Source organism: Labrys neptuniae (genome assembly GCF_040797145.1).
GTDB lineage: Bacteria > Pseudomonadota > Alphaproteobacteria > Rhizobiales > Labraceae > Labrys > Labrys neptuniae.
Map to the genome: position 1 here is coordinate 1,196,142 of NZ_JBFNQD010000001.1, position 23,048 is coordinate 1,219,189.

Below are 23,048 nucleotides of genomic sequence, written 5' to 3' on the forward strand. Positions count from 1 at the left end.
ATCTCTGGGCCACACTTTCACGATCGGCAGTGGCGACAGACCCAGGGCGACAGACTCGCCCACAAGAGGCACAAGCGCCGGCCGGCCATTCAGAGAGACGGAAGGGTGCCAATCATGGACTGCCTGAAAGTATTTCAACGCAGCGGCTTTGCGGCCGCGGCGCTCGCTTTGCTCGTGGGGATTTCGCCGGCCTCGGCGGCGTCGCCGGAATCCTCTGATCCCATCAAGATTGCCTTGTTCGACTGGACCAGCGTCAATCTCAACGCCAAGATCCTGGGCGGCATCCTCGAAAAGCTCGGATACACCGTCGAATATCCGACTGCCGACTATCTCTCCAGCCTGACAACCGGCCTCACCAATGGCGATCTCACCCTCGGCGTCGAATTCTGGGACACCACCGCCGGCGAGGCCATGAAGGCTTCCGATGCCACCAAGCAGACCGAACGCCTGGGCAAGCTCGGCCCCAAGGCCAAGGAGGAGTGGTGGTACCCGATCTACATGAAGGAGAAATGCCCCGGCCTGCCCGATTGGAAGGCCCTGCTGGACCCGAAATGCGCCGAAGCCTTCTCCACGCCCGATACCGCGCCCAAGGGCCGCTATCTCGGCGGGCCCGTGACCTGGGAAGGCTTCGATGACGAACGCGTGGCAGCGCTGAAGCTGCCCTTCACGGTCATTCATGCCGGCACTGATGGCGCCATGTTCGCCGAACTCGATTCCGCCTATCAGCGCAAGGCGCCGATCATGCTGTGGATCTATTCGCCCCATTGGGCCACGGCGAAATATCAGGGCGAGTGGGTGCAATTCCCCGAATATGAGCCGGCCTGCTATACCGATCCGAAATGGGGCACCAATCCCGATGCCAAATATGATTGCGGCAAGCCGCATGGCGAGATCTGGAAATATGCCTGGTCCGGCATGAAGGACAAATGGCCCGTGGCCTACAAGGTCGCCAAGGCCTACACGATCGAAACCGACGAGCTCAACAAGCTGAGCGGCCAGGTCGATCTGGAAGGCAAGAGCCTGGACGAGGTCGCGGCCAAGTGGGTCACCGATCACGAAGCGACCTGGAAAGCCTGGGCGCAGTGAATCCCGATGGCAGGAGGTGACCAACCTGCCCTGCTCCCTGGCTGACGCCGTCGTTGCGGGCGGATCCGAAGATCCGTCCGTCGGCTACCCGATGCATTCAAGAGGCACCGATGCAAGGCGCGATCGCTTCGCCGGGCTCGGACGCCACCATGCGAGCCGTGAAGCTCGCCTGCCGTGACGTCTGGAAGGTCTTCGGCCCCAATGCTGCCCGCGAGCTGGCCCGGCATGGCCAGCGACCGACGGATGAGGACCTTGCCAAGGCGAGCCTAGTCGCCGCCGTGCGCGAGGCCAGCCTGACGGTGCATGAGGGTGAGATCTTCATCATCATGGGGCTGTCCGGTTCGGGCAAATCCACGCTGCTGCGCTGCCTGGCCCGGTTGATCGAACCGACCGCCGGCACGGTCGAGTTCGACGGCATGGATCTGCTCAAGGCCAGCGAAGCGGAGATGATCGAGCTTCGCCGGCACAAGATGGGCATGGTGTTCCAGAACTTCGCCCTGCTGCCGCATCTGAGCGTGATCGAGAACGTCGCCTTCCCGCTGGCGGTCCAGGGTGTTGCCAAGGCCGAGCGGCTGAAACGGGCCCAGGACATGGTGGACCTCGTCGGCCTGCGCGGCCGTGAGGGTTTCTATCCGCGCGAGCTTTCGGGCGGCCAGCAGCAGCGTGTCGGCATCGCGCGCAGCCTCGCCACCAAGCCCGAACTCTGGTTCCTCGACGAACCTTTCTCCGCGCTCGATCCGCTGATCCGCCGAGAGATGCAGGACGAGCTCGTCCGGCTGCAGAAGGTACTGCACAAGACCATCGTCTTCATCACGCATGACTTCGACGAGGCGATCCGCCTTGCCGATCGCGTTGCCATCATGAAAGACGGTGCCATCATCCAGACCGGTACGCCCGAGGAACTCGTTACGCGGCCAGCGACCGATTACGTTGCCGAATTCACCCGTGACGTCCAGCGGGCCAAGGTGGTCTCGGCCCATGGCCTCATGCGCCCTCCCCAGCCAGGCTCCGCCTATGCCGGCAATCTCGCTCCGACGGACAAGGTTTCCTCTTTTGCCGCCGACGTCATCGGCGCCGCCGCGCCCTTTGCGGTCCGTGATCTCACCGGCACTCTACTCGGCGAGGTCTCGCCCAATGCCGTGCTCGACATCCTGACCGGCAGCGATCAGCGCAGGACCGCCGCTTGAGCAAGCCAGCCCCCCTTTCCCTTGCTCAACCGCAGGCACCGCATGGCGGCCGGGTAACGGCCTGGGCGGCGATTTGGAGCCTCGCCTTCCTGCTCGCCGCCACGCTCTACCTCTTGAGATCGAATACGGGTTGGCTGTCTGCTTGGCCCGACGACTGGATCGTGCCCTTCGCGAGCTGGATGTCGGCCCTCATGGCCTGGATGAAAACCAATCTGAGCTGGCTGACGCGAGCAATCGCCGCCATCCTCGACCTTCCTCTCCAGATCGCTTTCGGATTGCTGGCCAAGCCTTTGAAACTGTGGGGCATCCCGTTGCCGACGCTATCCTGGCTCGGCGTGATTTCGGCGGCGATCATTGCTGGCCACGCAGCGGGTGGCCTGCGGCTCGCAGCACTGATGGCAGCCTGCTTTGGGTATATCGCGCTCTTCGGCCAGTGGCAGGGGGCCATGCTCACCCTCGCTTTGATCCTGATCTCGGTGCCGCTTTGCGTGCTGACAGGCCTGCTGCTCGGCGTCGCCGCCTGGCGCTTTCCGAAGCTCGAACGGCTGGCGGTCACGCCGGCGCTCGACCTGATGCAAACGATCCCGACCTTCGCCTATCTCATCCCCATGCTGATCCTGTTCGGCAACAGCCCGGTCTCGGCGATGATCGCCACCTCGATCTTCGCCACGCCGCCGATGGTGCGGGCCACCATCGTGGCGCTGTCGCGTATTCCCTCCGAGATCGCCGATTTTGCCGTGATGGCGGGCTGCACGCCGCGCCAGAAGCTCTGGCGCGTGCTGATCCCCACCGCGCGTCCCCTGCTGATGGTCGGCGTGAACCAGGTGATCATGCTGGCGCTCAACATGGTGATCATCTCCTCGATGATCGGCGCCGGTGGTCTGGGCTATGACGTGCTGCTCGCCCTCCGGGCCCTCAAGATCGGCCAGGGCATGGAGGCGGGTTTCGCCATCGTGGTGCTGGCCATCGCGCTCGACCGCCTCTCGCAGGCCTTCGCTTATCGTGGCGGCCGGCCCGTGCATCACGAGGGTGTCGGGCTTGTCGCCCGCCATCCCCATCTTGTCCTGGCCCTGGCCGTGCTGGCTGCGACCACGCTGGCCAGCCTCGTCCTGCCGGCTCTCGCCAAGATCCCGCCGGGCTGGACGCTGTCGACCGCGCCGTGGTGGAAGGCGGGCGTCGACTGGATCACCGTGCATTTCTTCGACGTGATCGAGGCCTTGCGCATCGGGCTTCTCGTCTATGTGCTCAACCCTATCAGGGCCTTCTGCGAAGCCATTCCCTGGTTCGCCGCCCTGGTGCTGCTGGTGCTGGCCGGATACCGCCTGGCAGGCTGGCGCCTTGCCCTCCTCGTCGGCCTGCTCGTGCTGTTCTGCGCCTCGTCCGGGCTGTGGCAGAAGACGATGTCGACCGTCTATCTCTGTGGCGTCTCGGCCGTCCTCGCCATGCTGATCGGCATGCCGATCGGCGTCTGGGCCTCGCGCAGCGATCGGGTGTTCCGCATCATCGAGCCTGTCGTCGACACCCTGCAGACCCTGCCGTCCTTCTGCTTCATCATCCCGATCGTCATGCTGTTCCGGGTCGGCGACGTCACCGCCCTGATCGCAACGGTCTCCTTCGCCATCGTACCGGCCATCCGCTACACCAATCACGGCCTGCGCCAGGTACCGCCGACCCTGATCGAGGCAGCCAAGACGGCCGGCTGCACGCGCTGGCAGACTTTCCGCCTGGTGCAATGGCCGATGGCGCTGCCGGAAATCATGCTCGGCATCAACCAGACCATCCTGCTCTCGCTGAGCATGATCATCATCTGCGCGATGATCGGCACGCGCGATCTCGGCCAGGAGGTCTTCATCGCCCTCGCCAAGGCGGATGCCGGCCGCGGCATCGTCGCCGGCCTCGCCATCGCCTTCATCGGCATCATCGCCGACCGCCTGATCGGCGGCGCCAGCGCCAAGGCACGCCAGCGCCTGGGGTGATTGGTTCGAATTCGTACCTTCTCGCTGAGGTCGCGCTGCCCCTCACCCTTACCCTCTCCCCGTCAGAACGGGGCGAGGGGGCGCAGGCGTCGCGATTGATCCTTGGACCTGTCATCTCGCCTGACGGTTGGGCGAGATGACACACTGCCGGCTTGAGGCACTTGGCCGAAGTCTCCCTCGCCCCGTTCTGACGGGGAGAGGGTTGGGGTGAGGGGCTGCACGCCCCCGGTGGCAATTATCCAGAGATCCGCTCAAAAAGCCGCTCGTCACCGTGCCGAACTCGCCAGCCCCCGCGCGCCGTCGAGCAGCGACTTCAGGCCGAAGCCGATGAAGACGACGCCGACGATCCGTGTCACCCACAGGCCATAGCGGGCAAAGAAAGCCCGCACCGGCCTGAGGCCGATGGCGACATAGAGGATGAAATCCGCCGCCACGAAGCCGAGGAAGGCGGCCGCGATCAGGCCCGGCGTTGCAGCCCAGGTGATGTGATCGCCATAGGGCGCCACCAGGGCCCCGAAGGTGGCGAGCGCCACCGGATAGGATTTCGGATTGGTGATGCCGAAGATCACCCCGTTGACCAGCGGCCGGTCGGCACCGATCACGGCCGCCTTGCCGTCCCGCCTGGTCATCACGGCCCGCGCGCCCATATAGATCAGATAGAGCCCGCAGCCGATGCCGAGAATGTCGAACAGGGTCGGGCCGATCTGGCTCACGCCGACGATCGCCGCCAGGGCCGCCACCGACCACAGGATGTCGCCGACGAGATGGCCGGTCATGAACCAGGCCCCGGGCGTGCGCCCCTTCGCCGCGCCGAGCGCGAACAAAGCCAGGAAGGCCGGTCCGGGTGAGATCGTATAGAGGAAGCCGGCAAAAAAGGTTGCGGCAAGCAGGGAAACATCGAACATGGGAATCGGCCTGGCGGCGAAGGGATTTGCCATTGCTGCACGGCCGGCGTCCCGGCGCAAGCGGGCATGCGTTTCCTTTCCATCAAGCCCGCACAAGCCCATCCATGCCCGCTTCCAACACACCGGCACCTGTCTTTCTGCTTCTCGTGACCGGCGCATTTCTCGGTCTGTATTTTCCGCTCGGCAAGTTGTCGGGCGCGGCCGGCATTCCGCCGGCCGTATGGACGCTGCTGATCTCGGCGGGCAGCGCCCTGGTCATCGGCGCCGTGCTGGTCCTCCGCCGGGAGGCCTTGCCCCTGACGCCGCCCTTTCTGCGCTTTTACGCGATAGGCGGCATCATTTCCTACGCCCTGCCCAATTTCCTGGTCTACCTGATCATTCCGCACCTGGGCTCGGGCTACACCTCGATCATGTACACGCTGTCGCCGATCATCACCACGATCCTGGCGACCGCCTTGAATGCGCGGCGCCCCAATCTGCTCGGCATCTGCGGTATCCTGATCGGTTTCCTCGGAGCCATGCTCATCGTGCTTGGCAAGGGCCGCGTCGGCGAAGTCAATTTCCTCTGGATCGCCATCGGCTTCCTCATTCCGCTCACGCTAGCAAGCGGCAATGTCTACCGCACTCTGGATTGGCCGCCGGGCGCCCGGCCCCTGGCTCTGGCGGCAGGCAGCAATCTTGCCGCCGCCCTTGTGATGTCGGCAGCCCTGCTCGCCACCAGCGGAGAGCTCGGCCTCGGGACACTCGCCAACGCTCCGCTGGTCAGCACGGCCCAGGTCGCGGCAAGCGCCGCCATGCTTGCCTTCTTCTTTCGCCTGCAAATGGCGGGCGGGCCGGTCTATCTTTCCCAGATCGGCTATGTCGCCGCCGCCCTGGGCCTCGGTGTCGGCACCTTCCTGCTGGGAGAGCATTATCACTGGCTGACCTGGCTCGGCGCCGGGGTGATCGCCGCCGGGGTGATCGTCACCACCATCGCCCAGCGCGCTCCGGGGCAATGAGACGGACGACCGGATGTCCTTGCCTGTTGACGCAAAGCACCGCCTGCCGCTCGCAATCTCGACGCGGCTCCCCATCTAAGCCATTATCCGGCCGTCCAGAATCACGCGAAAACTCGATTTGTCCGATCCACGCTCTCCTTCCCTTGCCCATCAGCCGGCCGCCGGCGGTATTGCTGCGCGTGCCATGGCCGCCGCAAGGCCTGCCGCCTATGTCACCGGCCTGAACCCGGAACAACGCGCGGCGGTGGAGACATTGGACGGCCCCGTACTCGTGCTGGCGGGCGCCGGAACCGGCAAGACGCGCGTGCTGACCACCCGTATCGCCCATATCCTCGCCACCGGCCGCGCCGCGCCCCACCAGATCCTCGCCGTCACCTTCACCAACAAGGCGGCGCGGGAGATGCGCGAGCGCATCGGCGTGCTGATCGGCCAGAGCGTGGAGGGCATGCCCTGGCTTGGCACCTTCCACGCCATCGGCGTGAAGATCCTGCGTCGTCATGCCGAGCTGGTCGACCTGAAATCCAATTTCACCATCCTCGATACCGATGATCAGGTCCGCCTGATGAAGCAGGTGATCTCCGCCGCCGGGATCGACGAAAAGCGCTGGCCGGCCCGCCAGCTCGCCAATGCCATCGACGGCTGGAAGAACCGCGGCCTGACGCCGGCGCAGGTACCCGCCGGCGAGGCCATGTCCTTTGCCAATGGCAAGGGCGGCGAGCTCTATGCCGCCTACCAGGCCCGGCTCAAGACCCTGAACGCCGCCGATTTCGGCGATCTCCTTCTCGAATCGATCCGCCTGTTCCGCGAAAACCCCGGGGTCCTGGCCGAATATCACCACCGTTTCCGCTTCATCCTGGTGGACGAGTACCAGGACACCAACGTCGCCCAATATCTCTGGCTGCGCCTGCTGACCCAGCGGCAGCCCGGCATGAAGCCGAATTTATGCTGCGTCGGCGACGACGATCAGTCGATCTATGGCTGGCGCGGCGCGGAGGTCGACAACATCCTGCGCTTCGAAAAGGATTTTCCGGGTGCCACAGTGATCCGGCTCGAGCGCAATTACCGCTCCACCGGCCATATTCTCGGCGCGGCCGGGCACCTGATCGCCAATAATGAGGGACGCCTCGGCAAGACCCTGTTCACCGACGACGAGGAGGGCGAGCGCGTCACCGTCGCCGGCTCCTGGGATTCGGGCGAGGAAGCCCGGGCCATCGGCGACGAGATCGAGGCACTGCAGCACAAGGGCCACGCCCTCAACGACATCGCCATCCTGGTGCGCGCCTCGTTCCAGATGCGCGAATTCGAGGATCGCTTCGTCACGCTCGGCCTGCCCTATCGCGTCATCGGCGGCCCCCGCTTCTACGAGCGCGCCGAAATCCGCGACGCCCTCGCTTATTTTCGCGCCACCATGCAGCCAGCCGACGATCTCGCCTTCGAGCGCATCGTCAACGTGCCCAAGCGCGGCCTCGGCGACGCCACCGTACAGATCCTGCACGACTATGCCCGCCACAACGGCGTGCCGATGATGCAGGCCACGCGGGTGCTGGTCGAGACAGAGGAACTCAAGCCCAAGCCGCGCCAGACCCTGCGCGACTTGATGGCCTCCTTTTCGCGCTGGGCCGCCCAGAGCGAGGTGCTCGGCCATCAGGAACTGGCGGAATTGATCCTGGAGGAATCCGGCTACACCGACATGTGGCAGAAGGATCGCACGGCCGAGGCCGCGGGCCGGCTGGAAAACCTCAAGGAACTCGTGCGCTCGATGGAGGGCTTCGAGAATATGGCCGGCTTCCTCGAGCATATCTCGCTGGTGATGGATGCCAGCGAGGAAGGCGCCAGCGAGGACAAGGTCTCGATCCTGACCCTGCACGGCGCCAAGGGCCTGGAATATGAGACGGTGTTCCTGCCCGGCTGGGAGGAAGGCCTGTTCCCGCACCAGCGTTCGCTCGACGAGAACGGCCGCGCCGGCCTGGAGGAGGAGCGGCGCCTCGCCTATGTCGGCCTCACCCGCGCCCGCCGCCGCGCCAAGGTCTGGTTCGCCTCCAATCGCCGGATCCACGGCCTGTGGCAATCGACCATGCCGTCGCGTTTCGTCGACGAACTGCCAGCCGCCCATGTCGAGGTGATGGAGGCTTCCAATTCCTACGGCTCAGGCGGCTCGCTCGGCATGAGCCGCTTCGACAAGGCGCAGCCTTTTTCCGGCTCGAACTATTCGACGCCCGGCTGGCAGCGGGCCCAGAGCAACATGGCTTCCGGGTTCCGTACCACCCAGGCCCCGCTCCGCCGCGAGCCCCTGACCATCGAGGGCGAATTGGTGGCCCGCTCCACCGGCACCGCCTCGGCCTACAAGGTCGGCACCCGCGTCTTCCACCTGAAGTTCGGCTATGGCGAAGTGGCCGAAGTCGACGGCAACAAGCTCACCGTCGATTTCGACAAGGCCGGCCGCAAGCGCGTGGTCGACAGCTTCGTCGAGGCAGCCTGAAGGAAGACACTGCTGCAAGAACAGTGAGACGCAGCCAGCCTTCTCCACGAAGTGGGGAAGACGATTGCGCCAAGCGTTGAAAAAGGCTTCGATAGCCCCCTCACCCCTTGGCCGGCACGCCGGCGTCGAGATTGTCGATGCCGCCGGCCTGGTTGTAGCGGGCCTCGTCGAGGATGCCCTGACGTTTGGAGACGAGCAGCGGCACCAGGGCCTGGCCGGCGACGTTGACCGCCGTGCGGCCCATGTCGAGGATCGGGTCGATGGCGAGCAGCAGGCCGACGCCGGAGAGTGGCAGGCCGAGGGTCGACAGCGTCAGGGTCAGCATCACGGTGGCACCGGTGAGGCCCGCGGTGGCGGCCGAACCGATTACCGAGACGAACACGATCAGCGCGTAATGCTCGATGCCAAGCGGGATCTGGTAGAACTGAGCCACGAAGATCGCCGAAATCGCCGGATAGATCGCCGCGCAGCCATCCATCTTGGTGGTTGATCCCAAGGGCACGGCGAAGGCGGCATATTCCCGGGGCACGCCGAGGCTGCGCTCCGTCACCGCCTCGGTGACCGGCATGGTGCCGACCGAGGAGCGCGAGACGAAGGCAAGTTGGATCGCCGGCCAGGCGCCCGCAAAGAAGCGGGCCGGGCTCAGCCCGTGCAGGATCAGGAGCAGCGGGTAGACGATCAGCAGGACGATGGCGAGGCCGATATAGATGGCGAGCGCATACCAGGTCAGCTGCCCCAGCGTCTGCCAGCCATATTGCGCCACAGCCTTGCCGAGCAGGCCGATCGTGCCGACCGGGGTGAGGCGGATGACCCACCACAGGATCTTGCGCACGATGGCGAGCAGCGACTCGTTGAAGGTGAGGAAGGCATTGGCCCGCTCGCCGACGCTCAGGGCAGCCACACCGACGGCAATGGCGATCACCAGGATCTGCAGCACGTTGAACTGCAGCGACGTGGAGGCGGCACCATCGACGAGCTTGGTCGAGGCCTGGATGCCGAAGACGTTGGCGGGCACCAGGCCCTTGAGGAAATCGAGCCAGGAGCCGGTGGTGGCCGGCGCCTTGGCGGTCTCCGCCAGCACACTCGAATGCAGGCCCGGCTGGATGACCAGGCCGAGGGTGATGCCGATCAGCACGGCGATCAAGGCGGTGATGGCAAACCATAGGAGCGTCTGCCAGACCAGGGCCGCGGCATTCGACAATTTGCGCAGATTGCCGATCGAGGCGACGATGGCGGTGAAGACCAAAGGCGGCACCAGGGCATAGAGCAGCTGGACGAAGATCGAGGCGATGGTCGTCAGCGTCTGCACCAGCCAATTCGGATTACCCGCCGCGTCTGGCCCGAGGGAGCGGGCGTAAAGACCGAGCAGCAGTCCCACCACCATGGCGGCGAGCACTTGAAAACCGAAGGAGGCATAGAAGGGCTTGGCTGCCGTCGCTTGTGGGCCGGAAGGGGTTGCCATGGTCATTCTCTTGCGATGTGCCGACAATAATATAACACAAAATATATGTTATACACTTTCAATATCCATACCATGGGCGGATTTGAAAGAGAACCACAGTCGAAACAAAGCAGGGGCGCCCCTCATGCAGGGCTCGTCCCCGGGATCGCAGGCGTCCTCGCCTGCTCTTGGACCCACCGCGTGGCCGGAAAGGAAGGTGCAGGCGAGGACGCCTGCGATCCCAGGGTTACCAACTCAACTCCAGCGCCTTCAGCCCGTGGAAATGGTAGGTGTCGGCATAAACCGGCATCCCTTCCAGCCGCAGGCCGGGCAGCCGTTCGAACAGGATCGGCACCGCCACTTCCAGCTCCAGCCGCGCCAGGGGCGCACCCACGCAGAAATGGATGCCGCCGCCGAAGCTGACATGAGGCGGGCGCTGCCGCGTCGTCAGGAAACGCTCGGGCTCCTCGAAGCGGGCTGGGTCGTGGTTGGCGGCACCGAGCAGCAGGCCGATCTCATCGCCCTTGCGGAAGGTGGCCGGCCCCAGCGTGACGTTCTCCAGCGCATAGCGCTTGAACATGTGGAGCGGCGGATCGAAGCGCAGCATTTCCTCCACCAAGCCCTCGCCGCCCGCCAGCACCGCCTCGCGATCAAGACCGGCCTGCAGGATGGACTTCACGCCATTGCCGATGGCGTGCACCGTGGCCTCATGCCCGGCATTGAGCAGGAGGATGCAGGTGGAGATCAGTTCCTCCTCGCTGAGCCGATCACCCTCGGCTTCGACGGCGATGAGATGGCTGATGAGATCGTCACGCGGCTCGGCTCGCCGCCGCACGACATAGCCGCGCAGGAAGGCGGAGAAATCCTCAGCAGCTGCAACGGCTTGATCCTCCATGCTGCGCGTGCGGTTGAACTGATACATCGCCACCATGCGATGCGACCAGTCGAGCAGTTGCGGAGCCATCTCGACCGGCACGCCCAGCAGTTCGGCGATCAGGATCACCGGGATCGGCGTGGCGAAGGCTTCGATCAGGTCGACCCTGCCCTGCCCCTTGAAACCATCGATCAATTGGTTGGCAAGCGCTGCGATCCGCGGCCTCAGACGCTCGACCTGCCGGGTGACGAAAGCGCGGTTGACCAAAGTGCGCAGCCTTGTATGAACCGGCGGCTCGCGCTCCAGCATGGAATGGGCGTCGACCGCATCGAAGGGTGCCAGGTGGGCCTGCGGCTCCGGCCAGCCGAGTTCGGCACGGCTGGCCACATGCAGCACCTCACGCCCGAAGCGCCTGTCGCGAAAGAGGTCGAACACCGCCTGGTGCGAGACCGCGCACCAGCAGCCATATTCCTCCCAGAAGAACAGCGGGCAGGCGTCGCGGATGGCCTGATAGGCGGGATAGGGATGCTGCACGAAGGCCGCATCGGTGGGGCTGAGCGATACGACCGCACGGGCGGCATCGATCCTGAGGCTTGATGGCAAAGACATGAATGAAGGGGTAGGAGATTCCTGCGACAATGTCATCGCCGCGGCTACCGGAAATCCCCTTGTCAGAGCAAGACGCCGCAGGCATTTAGGGGCGCATGAGCAGCCAGCCCGCGATCAATCCCAATCTCCTCGACACCGCCACCCCGCCGATCCCGGAGGCGCAGGCCTGGGCACGCGCCTATAACGGTGCGGCCGGCCCGCTGATCGACCTCTCGCAAGCGGTTCCAGGCTACCCGCCGCATGCGGAGCTGCTGGAACGGCTCGGCCGCAATGCCAGCGCGGCGTCGAGCGCCAGCTATGGCCCGATCGAGGGCGACACCGTGCTGCGCCAGGCCTATGCCGCGCATGTTTCCAGCCTCTATGGCGGCAAGGTCGACTGGCAGACGGTCTCGATCACCACCGGCTGCAACCAGGCGTTCTTCGTCGCGGCCCTGGCGGTGGCCAAGGCGGGGGATTCCATCCTGCTGCCGAGCCCCTGGTATTTCAACCACAAGATGACGCTCGACATGCTCGGCATCGAGGCAAGGGCCTTGTCCTGCCCGCCCGAGAACGGCTTCGTGCCGGATGTCGAGAGCGCTGCCGAACTGATCGATCCCACCACGCGGGCTATCCTGCTGGTCACGCCCAACAATCCGACCGGCGCCGTCTACCCGCCCGAAACGATCGAAGCCTTTGCCCGCCTGTGCCGGGATCGCGGCCTCTTCCTCATCCTGGACGAGACCTATCGCGACTTCGTCACCGGCCGGCCGCACGGACTCATCGCTTCCGGTGATTTCGACAACACCTTGATCTACCTCTATTCCTTCTCGAAGAGCTACTGCATTCCCGGCCATCGGCTTGGCGCACTCGTCGCCGCCCCCGCCGTGGCGGCCGAGGTCGGCAAGGTCCTCGACACGCTGCAGATCTGCGCGCCTCGCACCGCCCAGGCCCCCGTCGCCTGGGCCATCGACGGACTGACCGAATGGCGCGAGGCCAACCGCCTGGAGATCGACAGGCGGGCAGCCAGCTTCCGCGCGGCCTTCGAGGGCATCAATGGCTGGCGGATCGATGCGATGGGTGCCTATTTCGCCTTCCTGCACCATCCCTTCCATGGCCATACCGCGGCGAGCGTGGTCAAGGAACTGGTGGAGAAGGCCGGCGTGCTCTGCCTGCCCGGTCCCTATTTCGGCCCCGGCCTGGAAGGGCATATGCGGGTCGCCTTCGCCAATGCCGGCGTGGAGCAGCTGCAGGCCCTGCGCGAACGCTTCCAGCGTTTCGGCGGGTAAGCGCGATTTCCGTTGCCCTTCGGCGGCGGGCGCGATAGCCAAGCGATATGCTCGAAGGTCTTCATCCCAACAATCCCACCCATGTCGCGCGCATCGTCACCGACGAGATGCGTGCGCGTCGCATCGCCGACCTGCTCGGCGAGAGTTTCGACCCCACGGAAACGGCGATCGCCGCCTTCGAGAAGGAAGACGGCACGGCCAAGCCACCCTGGCTGGTCGAGGTCTATTTCCGGACCGAGCCGGACGAAGCCTCCGTACGGGACCTGATCGCATTGGCGGCCGGTCCCGACATCGAAGTGATCTTCGACAGCTTCGGCGACAAGGACTGGGTGGCGGCCTCGCTGGAGGGCCTGGTGCCCGTGCGGGCGGGCCGCTTTACCGTCCATGGCAGCCATGACCGCCAGCAGGTCCCGGCCAACAGCATCGGCATCGAGATCGAGGCGGCGCTCGCCTTCGGTACCGGCCATCACGGCACCACGCGCGGCTGCCTCCTCGCTCTGGACGATCTCCTCAAGCGCAAGCGCCCCAATCGGCCGCTCGATATCGGCACCGGCACCGGCGTGCTGGCCATCGCGGCCGCACGCGCCCTGCGCCTTCGGGTCCTCGCCTCCGATATCGATCCGATCGCCATCGCCACCGCGCGCAACAATATCCGCTTCAACAAGGCCGGCGCCTATGTCGAGAGCTTCGTGGCGCGCGGCACCACTGCCCGGGCCATGCAAACCAACACGCCGTTCGACCTGGTCTTTGCCAACATCCTGATGGGTCCGCTGGTGCGTCTGGCGGCACCGATGAGCCGGCTGCTGGCGCCCGGGGCCACGGTGATCCTGTCCGGCCTGCTCCACTCCCACGCCAATGCGGCCCTGGCGGCCTATCGCGCCCAGGGCCTGCATCTCATCCGCCAGATCAAGATCGACGAATGGACGACGCTGGTGCTGTCCTATGGCGGTGGCAAGCCCAAGAAACTTTGAGCGAACAAGACTATTCCCTTCTCCCCTTGCGGGAGAAGGTGGCGGCAGCCGGATGAGGGGTGTTGGCGCCAAGTCTGCAAAGACGCGTTTCTCCCCTCATCCCCCTGCCGGGACCTCTAGTCAACTCAAGAGAGTTGACGACACCCGCAAGGGGAGAAGGCATTCATACTTCAAGGGTGATCAAATGGCTTTTCAGTCCTTCGACGAAATTTCCCAGCCCAGCCTCGGCCCGTCTCGTGCGACGGCCTTGCGCGGCAAGCTCGCCGAACTGGGGCTCGACGGTTTCGTGGTCCCCCGCTCCGACGAACACCAGAATGAATATTGCCCGCCCTCGGAGGAGCGCCTTTCCTGGCTCACCGGCTTCGCCGGCTCCGCCGGCATCGCCGTCGTCCTGAAGGACCAGGCTTCGATTTTCGTCGACGGCCGCTATACCGTGCAGGTGCGCGAGCAAGTGGACACCTCGACATACACGCCGCGCCACCTCATCGAGGAGCCGCCTGAGAAATGGCTAGGCAGCGTGCTCAAGCCCGGCATGAAGCTCGGCTACGACCCGCGTCTTCAATCGATGAACGAGGTCGAGCGCCTTCGTGCCGCCTGCGAGAAGGCTGGCGCAAGTTTTGTTGCCGTCAAGGAAAATCCGGTTGACGCCATCTGGACGGACAGGCCGGCACCGCCGCTGGCCCAGATCGTCCTGCACGATGTGGCCCTGGCCGGCGAGAGTGTCGCCTCCAAGATCGAGCGCCTGCAGGCCAAGCTGCGCGAGCAGAAGCTCGACGCCGTCTTCACCAACGACGCCCATGCCTCCGCCTGGCTGTTCAACATCCGCGGCGGCGACGTCTCCCACACGCCCCTGCCGCTTTCCTACGCCCTGGTGCCGGCAGAGGGACAGCCGACCCTGTTCGCCGACGGCCGCAAATTCTCCAATGCCGTCAGGGACGAACTCTCCCAGCACATGGCGATCGCCGAGCCGCGCCAGATCGAGGCCGTGCTGGCCGGCAGCGTGAAAGGCAAGGCCGTCAGGCTCGACCCCGCCATGGTGGTCGAACACTTCGCCACGCTGGTCGAGCAGGCCGGCGGCAAGGTGCAGAAGGGCGGCGATCCCGTGGCGCTGCTGCGCGCTGTCAAGAACGAAGCCGAGCGCGCCGGCGCCAGGGCCGCCCATATCCGCGACGGCGTCGCCTTCGTGAACTTCCTCGCCTGGTTCGAACGCACCGTGCCCGGGGCTAAGGAAACCGAGATCTCGGTGGCCGAGGCCCTGGAGCGCTTCCGCGAAGGTACGGGCGTCCTGAAGGATCTCTCCTTCCCCTCGATCTCCTCGGCCGGGCCGAACGCCGCCCTGCCGCATTACCGCGTCAGCCACGCCAGCAACCGGGCCGTGACGCCGGGCTTCTTCCTGATCGACTCAGGCGCGCAATATGTCGACGGCACCACAGACATCACCCGCACCATCGCGGTGGGCGAGGTCTCGCCCGAGATGAAGGACCGCTACACCCGCGTGCTGAAAGGCCACATCGCCATCTCCCTGGCGCGCTTCCCCAAGGGAGCCTCGGGCGCCCAGCTCGACAGCTTCGCCCGCGCTGCGCTCTGGGAGATCGGCACCGATTTCGACCACGGCACCGGCCATGGCGTCGGCTCCTATCTCTCCGTGCATGAAGGGCCGCAGCGCATCTCCAAGCTCGGCACCACGCCGCTCGAACCCGGCATGATCCTGTCCAACGAGCCGGGCTATTACCGGGTCGGCGCCTTTGGCATCCGCATCGAGAACCTCGTCCTGGTCGAAGAGATCGCCATCGAGGGGGCCGAACGCACGATGTACGGCTTCGAGACGCTCACTCTGGCGCCCATTGACGTGAGGCCGATCGAGCTGTCCCTGCTTACGCAGCGGGAAATCGATTGGCTCAACGCCTATCACGCCCAAGTGCGCGAGACGCTCGGCCCCCTGCTCGACGAGCCGGAACGCCAGTGGCTGGATGAGGTGACGCAGGCGATCGGGTGAACCGAGGACAACATGATTTCGGATGACGAGTGGCGAAACTGCCTCGACTTGTTGCGGCGGGTTGCCAGGAATACCGACCTGGCCGCCGATCAGACCGAATTCAAGACGCTCGTCGCCAAGATCAACCGGGGAGCAAGGCGCAAGCTCAAGGCTTCCGCCGCGTTCTCGCGTCGCCAGAACGACGCCGACGAGATCGCCTCGGTGCTCGCATCCAGGCGAGACCAGCTCAATCGACTGGAGATCGAGGAATCGGGCCCGGAGCGTCTGACACAAGGCGCCCTGCGCTGCTATGCCTGCGCCTCGAAATATCAGCGTCTGCATCATTTCTATCATCGGCTTTGCCCCGACTGTGCCGAGCTCAATTACCGCAAGCGCCTGGAAATCATCGATCTGTCGGGCCGCATCGCCGTGGTGACAGGCGGCCGGGTCAAGATCGGTTTCGAGGTCGCTCTTCGCTTGCTGCGCCAGAAGGCACGGGTCATCGTGACCACGCGCTTCCCGGTCAATGCCCTCAGGCGTTACCAGGCCGAAGCCGATTACGCGGATTGGGGCGACAGGCTCGATCTCTATGGCCTCGATCTGCGCTATCTTTCCGACGTTCACGCTTTTGCAGAATGGCTGGACACCCGCTTCGGGCATATCGACATTCTCATCAACAACGCGGCACAGACCATTCGCCGCACGGCAGATTTCTACGCCCCCCTGCTCGCGGACGAACGGGAGGAGATTGCCTCGCCGTGCATCGCCCATCGAACAGCCAACCGGTTTCGCGCCGTGGATCTGCTGCTGACCACGCAAGCAAAGGCATCCCCGTTGCCGGTCGATCGTTACGGCGAAGTCGTCGAAACGCCCTACAAGAACAGCTGGTATTTGCGGCTCGACGAAGTCGACACGCGCGAAATGGTGGAAACCCAGGTCATCAACGCCATGGCGCCCTTCATCCTGTGCGCGCAGGCTCGCGGCTTGATGCGGAAGTCGCCCCGCGACAAGCGCTTCATCGTCAATGTCGGCGCGATGGAAGGACAATTCAGCCACACCGGCAAAGGTGCGCTTCATCCGCACAACAACATGTCCAAGGCAGCGCTGAGCATGTTGACCCGGACTGCCGCTGTCGACTACGCAACGGACGGTATCTTCATGAACAGCGTCGATCCTGGCTGGATCTCGAGCGAGACGCCGCGCGCCGTTGAAAGACGAGTTCAGGGGTTGGATTACGACCTTCCGCTGGATTGTATCGATGCCGCCGCCCGGATACTCGATCCGATCGTGCAAAGCCTTGATCCGCTGTGCCAGGCCCCTCCCTGCGGCCTCTATTGGAAGGACTACCGCCCATCGGAATGGTAATGCATTTGCCATCAGGCGATGTCGTATGCCATCACGGAACGGTCATGCGTCGCTTAACTGGAAAAGCACCGGGAGCTTCTCGGAGATGAGGTTCGACCCCTCCTCATGACAAGGGTCGTAGCTCAGAGGAAGAGCGCCCAAGCGGCACTTGGGAGGCGAAGGTTCAAATCCTTCCGGCCCTTTCTCGATTGACCAACGAACAAGCAAAATAGAGGCCTCGCGCTCGTCACCCAGATCGCTTCGGCCCTTTATTCGAACAGAGGAACAAAAACACTGCGCGCCATGCATGGGGTATTTGCACCCAGCGGGCATTGTGGCATCAAGGACCTGTCATGCGTCCCTCAGCAGGAAATCAGCTGAGGTTTCTCTGAGGCAGGTTCGCCTTCTTCGGAGCATGGGAGCTGTAGCTCAGGGGAAGAGCACCCAACTTTCACTTGGGGGGTCGAAGGTTCAAGTCCTTCCGGCTCTCTCACATTGTTCGCAGTGACCAGCACGGAGCTGGTCCGAAAACCAGCCCGCCCCTCACCCCATCGCCATGCGGAGCAGCACCACGCTGACCACGCCGACCGCGATGGTGACGAGCAGCGGCATGCGGGTGGCGGAGACAGCGGTGATGCCGGCGGCGATGGTTTCGACCGGCCCTGTGGCCAGCGCTACCGGAGCGATCACCGACACCAGCACTGCCGCCGGGATGGCGTCGAAGGCAGCCTTGGTGCGGCCCGCCAGAGCGAGGCGGCCGGCCAGGAAGATGCCGGCGATGCGGGTGGCGTAGGTCACCAAGGCCATGGTGAGGATGGCCGCCACCGTATGGGGATCAAACGACATCGATGGCCTCCTTGGCGTCGAGCTTGCTGCGGCCGGGATGGCCCGTCAGGAAGGCAGCCAGAATGCCCGCCAGGGCCCCGGCTGGCACATGCCAGGGCGCGCCCACCTTCAGATAGACCAGCGCCGCCACCACAGCGCTGGTGAGGATGGTCGCCGCCGAGCTGCGCCCTTCCCAAAAGCCGGCGATCAGCCCGATGAAAAGGGCCGTGAAGGCGAAATCGGCGCCATAGCGGGCGGGATCGCCCAGAAGCTGGCCGACGAGCCCGCCCGCCGTGCTCCACAGCGCCCAATTGAGATAGAAGAACACCGACATGGCGAAATAATAGGTCGGCGTGAGCTCGGCCCGCGCAGCCCGGCGCTCGGACATCGCCCAGTTCTCGTCGGCCATCATGAAGAAGCCGAGAAAACGCTGGGCGGGCGAGAACAGCGCCGTCTTAGGCGTTAGCGAGGCCCCCATCAGGATATGGCGGCAATTGATCAGCAGCGTGCCGAAGGCCAAAGTGAGGATGGAAACCGGCTGCACCCATTGTTCGAGCGCCGCAAATTGCGCGCTGCCGGCAAACACGGTGAAGGACATCAGCGCAATCTCGGCCGGCGACAGACCCTTGGAGACGGCGATGGCGCCGAACAGGAAGCCGATCGGGATCGCCGCCAGGGCTGGCGGCGCGATATCGATCAGCGCGGAACGGATTTCGGAACGGGCGGACAAAGGACAACTCCTGATGGAGCGCCCTGATTAGGCACAACGCAATCGCCGGTCTTGGACAAAAGTTGCATCGAGAGTGTCAACCTCCGGCCGACACTCCATCATCCGCGAAAAGCCCCCGGCGTCACGCCCATGCGCGCCTTGAAAACCCGGTTGAGGTGGCTCTGGTCGTAGAAACCGCAGGCTGCTGCCACTTCCGCCGGCCCTTCGCCCGCCGCCAGCAGGCGCCGGGCCGCCCGGTAGCGCCGGTCGGTGAGATAGGCATGGGGCGTGGTGCCCATCGCCTTGCGGAAGGAACGCACCAGGTGGCTGCGATTGAGCCCCGCCACGGCAGCAAGCTCGTCGAGGCCGACATCGCGCTCGAAATGCTGGTCGAGATAGGCCCGCGCCTTGGCGAGCGGCCCGCTCTCGTCGCCGAGCCTGATCGGCTCGCCATGGCCGCCCCAGCGCCCGAGCAAGGTCGAAAAGAAGCGGCTGAGCCTGGCATCGCGTTCGAGCAGGGTCACCGCGGGGTCGCTGAGTGCAATCTGCAGCGTCACCAGATCGGCGGCCAGGGCGGGATCCTCGATCACCGAACGCTCGAACCAGGGCGTGCCGGCGGCAGGACGCCCGAAGGTATCCTCGGCAACGGAGCGCATCAGATCAATGGTGGGATAGAGCACGCGATAGACGAAGCCCTCGCCTGCCGGCTCGCCATCATGGAGTTCGTCGGGGCAGACCATCGCGAAACTTCCCGGCGAGGCATAATGCCGGCTACCTCGATGCGAGAAGGCCTCGCAACCGTCGAGCACTGCGGCGACGGCATAGGTCTCGTGGGTATGGGGCACATAGCGGTGCCGGCGAAAGATCGCGCTCAGGCACTCCAACCCGTCATAGCGCTGCTCGCGCCAGAACCGGACGGCATCGCCTCGTTCGGCGGCATCCTCGAGGGTGGTGAAAGCGCTGGATTCAGACGGCATGCGTCTAAGATAGTGCCTTTGTCCGCAAATTGCTTGGATGAAAGTTGCATCCGCTGCGATGCGCGGCCTCTATTTCAGCGACAGCATCTGGCGCAGGGACCATGCTTCCTCGGCACTGCCCTTCTTGGAGATGTTGGAGACACGCCACTGGCCGTTTTCCTGCATCAGGTCGTAGACAAGCTCGTCGCGCTTGGGGTCGCCGCGGTTGAAGCTTACCCCCACCTGGGCCCGGTCCCCCTGCACGGAGGCCGGCTCGATCTTCAGATCCTTGATCAACGGATCCTGTGAATCGCTCACCGGGTCGAAATCGAGCGCTCCCACTTCACCGGACTTGGCAGATTCATCGATACCCCGCTTCACCGCGGCTGCCAGGTCCTTGCTGAGATATTTGGCACGCAGCTTGGCATCGCCGATGAGGTCGATGCCTTTGGTCTCGGGCGTCTTTCCCGAATAGATCTGCTTCACCACCGCCTCGGGCGTGCCCTCAGCCGCCAATGCCTGCACTGCCAGCCCCGACGCCAGCAGAAGGCCAAGGCACAGTTCACGTATCCTGGTCATTCGTGCTCCCCGCTCCATTCACGAGCTCGAACCATTCATCCTCATTGATGACCTTGACGCCGTGCTTTTGCGCATCCGCCAGTTTCGAGCCGGCGCCGGGGCCGGCGACCACCAGATCGGTCTTCTTGGAGACGGAGCCTGAGACCTTCGCGCCCAGCCGATCGGCCATGGCCTTGGCCTCGTCGCGGCTCATGCGCTCCAGCGCCCCGGTAAACACCACCGTCTTGCCGGCGACAGGGCTCTCGGCACGTGGCTTTTCCGCATCGAGGATGCGGATTTCGGCCGTCAACCGCTCGAGGATGGCAAGGTTGTGCTCTTCCGCGAAATAGGCGCCGATGGCCTCGACCACGGTTTCGCCGATCTGGTCGATCGCATCCATCTCGGCGGCCGCCTCCTCGTCCTTGGCGGCGATGCGCAGCGCCGCCTGCTCGAAGGCCTGCCAGGAGCCATAGGCGCGAGCGAGTTGGCGGGCCGTGGTCTCGCCGACATGACGAATGCCGAGGGCATAGAGAAAGCGTTCCAGCGCGATCTCTCGGCGGGCATCGATGGCGGCGAACAGGTTCTTCGTGGAGGTTGCGCCAAAACCTTCGCGATCCTTCAATTTCTTGAAGTTCTGGCCGTCGCGGGCTGCCAGGGTGAAGATGTCACCGGGCTCGCGGATCGGCAGGTCCTCGTTCTCGAAGAAGAAGGCGATCTGCTTCTCGCCCAGCCCCTCAATGTCGAAGGCGCGGCGGGAGACGAAATGCCTGAGATGCTCGATCTTCTGGAAGGGACAGGCGAATTCGCCCGAGCAGCGCCGCACCGCTCCCTCCCCGCCCGTCACCGTCTCCTCGCGCATGACCGGCGTCTTCAGGGAACAGGGACAGGTTTCGGGAAAGATATAGGGAACGGCATCCGCCGGCCGCTTCTCCAGCACCGCCCCGAGGATCTGCGGGATCACGTCCCCCGCGCGCTGCACGATCACGGTATCGCCGATGCGCACATCCTTGCGGGCGATCTCGTCCTCATTGTGCAACGTGGCGTTGGAGACGACGACGCCGCCCACGGTCACCGGCTGCAGCTTGGCAACCGGCGTCAGGGCTCCGGTGCGCCCTACCTGGATCTCGATGCCCTGCAGCAGCGTGGTCGCCTTCTCGGCCGGGAACTTGTGCGCCGTCGCCCAGCGCGGCGAGCGCGAGACGAAGCCGAGCCGCTGCTGCAGATCGAGGCGGTCGACCTTGTAGACCACGCCGTCGATGTCGTAGCCCAGCGTGGCGCGCTGCGCCTCGATCTGGCGGTAATGAGCGAGCAGGTCGGCAGCGTCGTGGCAGCGCACCATCAGGGGATTGACCGCAAAACCCCACTCGGCGAAAGCCCGCACCACCTCGAACTGCGTGGTGGCCGGCAGCGCGCTGGCCTCGCCCCAGGCATAGGCAAAGAAGCGCAGGGGGCGGCTCGCCGTGATGGAGGCATCGAGCTGGCGCAGCGAGCCAGCGGCCGCATTGCGCGGATTGGCGAACAGGGGCTTGCCGAGAGCCGCCTGCCTTTCATTCATGGCATTGAAATCGGCGTGGCTCATATAGACCTCGCCGCGCACCTCGAAAATCTCGGGGACATTGCCCTTCAGCACATTGGGAATGTCGCCGATGGTGCGGACATTGGCGGTGACATCCTCGCCCTCGGCACCGTCGCCGCGCGTCGCCGCCACCACCAGCCTGCCCTTCTCGTAGCGCAGCGAGCAGGACAGGCCGTCGATCTTGGGTTCGGCCGTGATCGCTAGGTCATCGCTCTCTGCAAGACCGAGGAAGCGGCGGATGCGGGCCACGAACTCCTCGACATCCTCATCGGAAAAGCTGTTGGACAAGGACAGCATCGGCACGCGGTGGCGCACCTTGGCGAATTTCTCGGACGGCGCCGCACCGACCCTGTCCGAGAGGCTCTCAGCCGATTTGAGCTCAGGAAAGCGCTCCTCGATCGCCGTGTAGCGACGTCGCAGGACATCATAGTCCGCATCGCTGATGTCAGGCGCATCTTCCTGGTAATAGGCCTTGTCGGCCTCGATCAACCGCGCCGCGAGTTCCTCGTAGTCAGCGCGGGCCTCCTTGAGCGAGAGGTCGGAGACGGGCTTGGGAGTGTTCATGACAGGCCAACCGATGCATTGCTTTGCTGTGGCTTAACACAACCATTCCAATCGGGGCAGAGGGGAGCGACCAGGTTGGGGGGCGGGTCTTCAGACCCGCCACTACTACTCGGTGATGAAGTTAGACGCCGGGTCTGAAGACCCGCCCCCTAATTTTCGGCGCGCGCTCGACCACCGCCATTCAGTGCAATGGGTGCAAAGTCCTGCCTTAACGGGATTGCGCTCGATATCATCAATCGTTAGAGCCATTTGATCTTCACTACGCATGTAACGGTCAAAATAGTCGGCTTGCCAGAAAACGCCCTGCCGCCCCAGAATTCGATTGGCCCTTGCAGCAGTGTAAGATTTCCACGACTTGACCACATCCGCCAGGCGCCAACCATCCTTCAAGTTGAAAAGGCAGTGCACGTGATTGGGCATGATGCACCAAGACCACAGACGATAGCGTTGCATGTGGAAAGCAAGCAACGCACCCTCGACCAGCAAAGCAATGTCCGCATTCGCCAACCAACAAGTCCCCATCCCCTCGTCGAGCTTACTTTCCACACGCCGTCGCATCTCCACTGATGTTTCGCGGCGATCTTCGACCCAGGCGGGGAGGCTATCTGCCAGCCGGAACGTTACGAACTGCACGATCTCAGGGGTATCAAAGTGCGGCAAACCATGCGGTTGGTACCAGCCACGGTGGCCTCCACCTTCCATTGGCAGATTATTTGCGCTGTATTTTCGCTCCAACGTTCTCCCCTCGGA

Annotated in this window: 18 protein-coding genes and 2 tRNA genes; 11 read left to right on the top strand and 9 right to left on the bottom strand. The window is 64.5% G+C overall.

Annotation, left to right across the window (positions count from 1 at the left end; all coding sequences use genetic code 11):
• Positions 1–114 precede the first annotated feature (114 nt).
• From ABXS05_RS05725 to ABXS05_RS05735, 3 genes are all read left to right on the top strand, one after another.
• Positions 115–1,086: an ABC transporter substrate-binding protein gene (locus ABXS05_RS05725; RefSeq protein ID WP_082979403.1), complete on the top strand. Its 972-nt coding sequence runs from the start codon at positions 115–117 to the stop codon at positions 1,084–1,086.
• Positions 1,087–1,196: 110 nt separating this feature from the next.
• A complete protein-coding gene (locus ABXS05_RS05730; RefSeq protein ID WP_311941619.1) occupies positions 1,197–2,273 on the top strand; it encodes a quaternary amine ABC transporter ATP-binding protein in 1,077 nt (358 codons plus the stop codon).
• Positions 2,270–4,249, top strand: a complete 1,980-nt coding sequence (locus ABXS05_RS05735; protein ID WP_367623213.1) for an ABC transporter permease — start codon at positions 2,270–2,272, stop codon at positions 4,247–4,249. Before ABXS05_RS05730 ends, ABXS05_RS05735 begins: the two co-directional genes overlap by 4 nt.
• 266 nt (positions 4,250–4,515) lie before the next feature.
• On the opposite strand, the gene ABXS05_RS05740 is transcribed toward ABXS05_RS05735, so the two are convergent.
• On the bottom strand, positions 4,516–5,154 hold the full coding sequence (locus ABXS05_RS05740) for a LysE family translocator (RefSeq protein WP_367623214.1): 639 nt from the start codon (positions 5,152–5,154) through the stop codon (positions 4,516–4,518).
• A 104-nt stretch (positions 5,155–5,258) separates the two neighbouring features.
• On the opposite strand from ABXS05_RS05740, the gene ABXS05_RS05745 reads away from it, so the two are divergent.
• On the top strand, positions 5,259–6,152 hold the full coding sequence (locus ABXS05_RS05745; protein WP_311941628.1) for a DMT family transporter: 894 nt from the start codon (positions 5,259–5,261) through the stop codon (positions 6,150–6,152).
• Between the two features lie 118 nt (positions 6,153–6,270).
• The gene (locus tag ABXS05_RS05750) at positions 6,271–8,631 is read left to right on the top strand and encodes an ATP-dependent helicase (RefSeq protein ID WP_367623215.1); all 2,361 of its coding nucleotides are present in this window, start codon (positions 6,271–6,273) and stop codon (positions 8,629–8,631) included.
• 100 nt (positions 8,632–8,731) lie between these two features.
• On the opposite strand, the gene ABXS05_RS05755 is transcribed toward ABXS05_RS05750, so the two are convergent.
• Positions 8,732–10,099, bottom strand: a complete 1,368-nt coding sequence (locus ABXS05_RS05755) for a dicarboxylate/amino acid:cation symporter (protein ID WP_367623216.1) — start codon at positions 10,097–10,099, stop codon at positions 8,732–8,734.
• 220 nt (positions 10,100–10,319) lie between these two features.
• Positions 10,320–11,555 carry a cytochrome P450 gene (locus tag ABXS05_RS05760; protein WP_367623217.1) on the bottom strand — a complete coding sequence of 412 codons (1,236 nt, stop codon included), beginning with the start codon at positions 11,553–11,555 and terminating at the stop codon, positions 10,320–10,322.
• Between the two features lie 95 nt (positions 11,556–11,650).
• Between ABXS05_RS05760 and ABXS05_RS05765 the strand changes: the two genes are divergently transcribed.
• The 6 genes from ABXS05_RS05765 (at position 11,651) to ABXS05_RS05790 (ending at position 17,600) form a co-directional block, all read left to right on the top strand.
• Positions 11,651–12,820, top strand: coding sequence for an aminotransferase (locus ABXS05_RS05765; protein WP_311941640.1), 1,170 nt, complete (start codon positions 11,651–11,653; stop codon positions 12,818–12,820).
• Positions 12,821–12,867: 47 nt separating this feature from the next.
• Positions 12,868–13,791, top strand: a complete 924-nt coding sequence (locus ABXS05_RS05770) for a 50S ribosomal protein L11 methyltransferase (protein WP_367623218.1) — start codon at positions 12,868–12,870, stop codon at positions 13,789–13,791.
• Between the two features lie 184 nt (positions 13,792–13,975).
• On the top strand, positions 13,976–15,787 hold the full coding sequence (locus ABXS05_RS05775) for an aminopeptidase P family protein (RefSeq protein ID WP_367623219.1): 1,812 nt from the start codon (positions 13,976–13,978) through the stop codon (positions 15,785–15,787).
• 12 nt (positions 15,788–15,799) lie between these two features.
• Positions 15,800–17,131 (top strand): SDR family NAD(P)-dependent oxidoreductase, encoded by a 1,332-nt coding sequence (locus ABXS05_RS05780; protein ID WP_367623220.1) that lies wholly within the window; start codon positions 15,800–15,802, stop codon positions 17,129–17,131.
• A 111-nt stretch (positions 17,132–17,242) separates the two neighbouring features.
• A tRNA-Ala gene (locus ABXS05_RS05785) sits at positions 17,243–17,313 on the top strand.
• Between the two features lie 215 nt (positions 17,314–17,528).
• Positions 17,529–17,600: transfer RNA gene (locus ABXS05_RS05790), tRNA-Glu, on the top strand.
• A gap of 53 nt (positions 17,601–17,653) precedes the next feature.
• On the opposite strand, the gene ABXS05_RS05795 is transcribed toward ABXS05_RS05790, so the two are convergent.
• The 6 genes from ABXS05_RS05795 to ABXS05_RS05820 all read right to left on the bottom strand — a co-directional run bounded on the left by ABXS05_RS05795 (position 17,654) and on the right by ABXS05_RS05820 (position 23,033).
• Entirely contained in the window at positions 17,654–17,956 is a 303-nt protein-coding gene (locus tag ABXS05_RS05795; RefSeq protein ID WP_367623221.1) for an AzlD family protein, read from the bottom strand.
• Entirely contained in the window at positions 17,946–18,665 is a 720-nt protein-coding gene (locus ABXS05_RS05800) for an AzlC family ABC transporter permease (protein ID WP_246683796.1), read from the bottom strand. Before ABXS05_RS05800 ends, ABXS05_RS05795 begins: the two co-directional genes overlap by 11 nt.
• Before the next feature lie 98 nt (positions 18,666–18,763).
• Positions 18,764–19,621 (bottom strand): helix-turn-helix transcriptional regulator, encoded by an 858-nt coding sequence (locus tag ABXS05_RS05805; RefSeq protein ID WP_311941655.1) that lies wholly within the window; start codon positions 19,619–19,621, stop codon positions 18,764–18,766.
• 69 nt (positions 19,622–19,690) lie between these two features.
• Positions 19,691–20,179, bottom strand: a complete 489-nt coding sequence (locus tag ABXS05_RS05810) for a DUF3828 domain-containing protein (protein WP_367623222.1) — start codon at positions 20,177–20,179, stop codon at positions 19,691–19,693.
• Complete coding sequence (gene ligA / locus ABXS05_RS05815) at positions 20,163–22,298, bottom strand: NAD-dependent DNA ligase LigA (protein ID WP_367623223.1); 2,136 nt, start codon at positions 22,296–22,298, stop codon at positions 20,163–20,165. The genes ABXS05_RS05810 and ligA overlap by 17 nt, the downstream gene beginning before the upstream one ends.
• A 105-nt stretch (positions 22,299–22,403) precedes the next feature.
• Positions 22,404–23,033, bottom strand: a complete 630-nt coding sequence (locus tag ABXS05_RS05820; RefSeq protein ID WP_367623224.1) for a transposase — start codon at positions 23,031–23,033, stop codon at positions 22,404–22,406.
• Between the last annotated feature and the right edge of the window lie 15 nt (positions 23,034–23,048).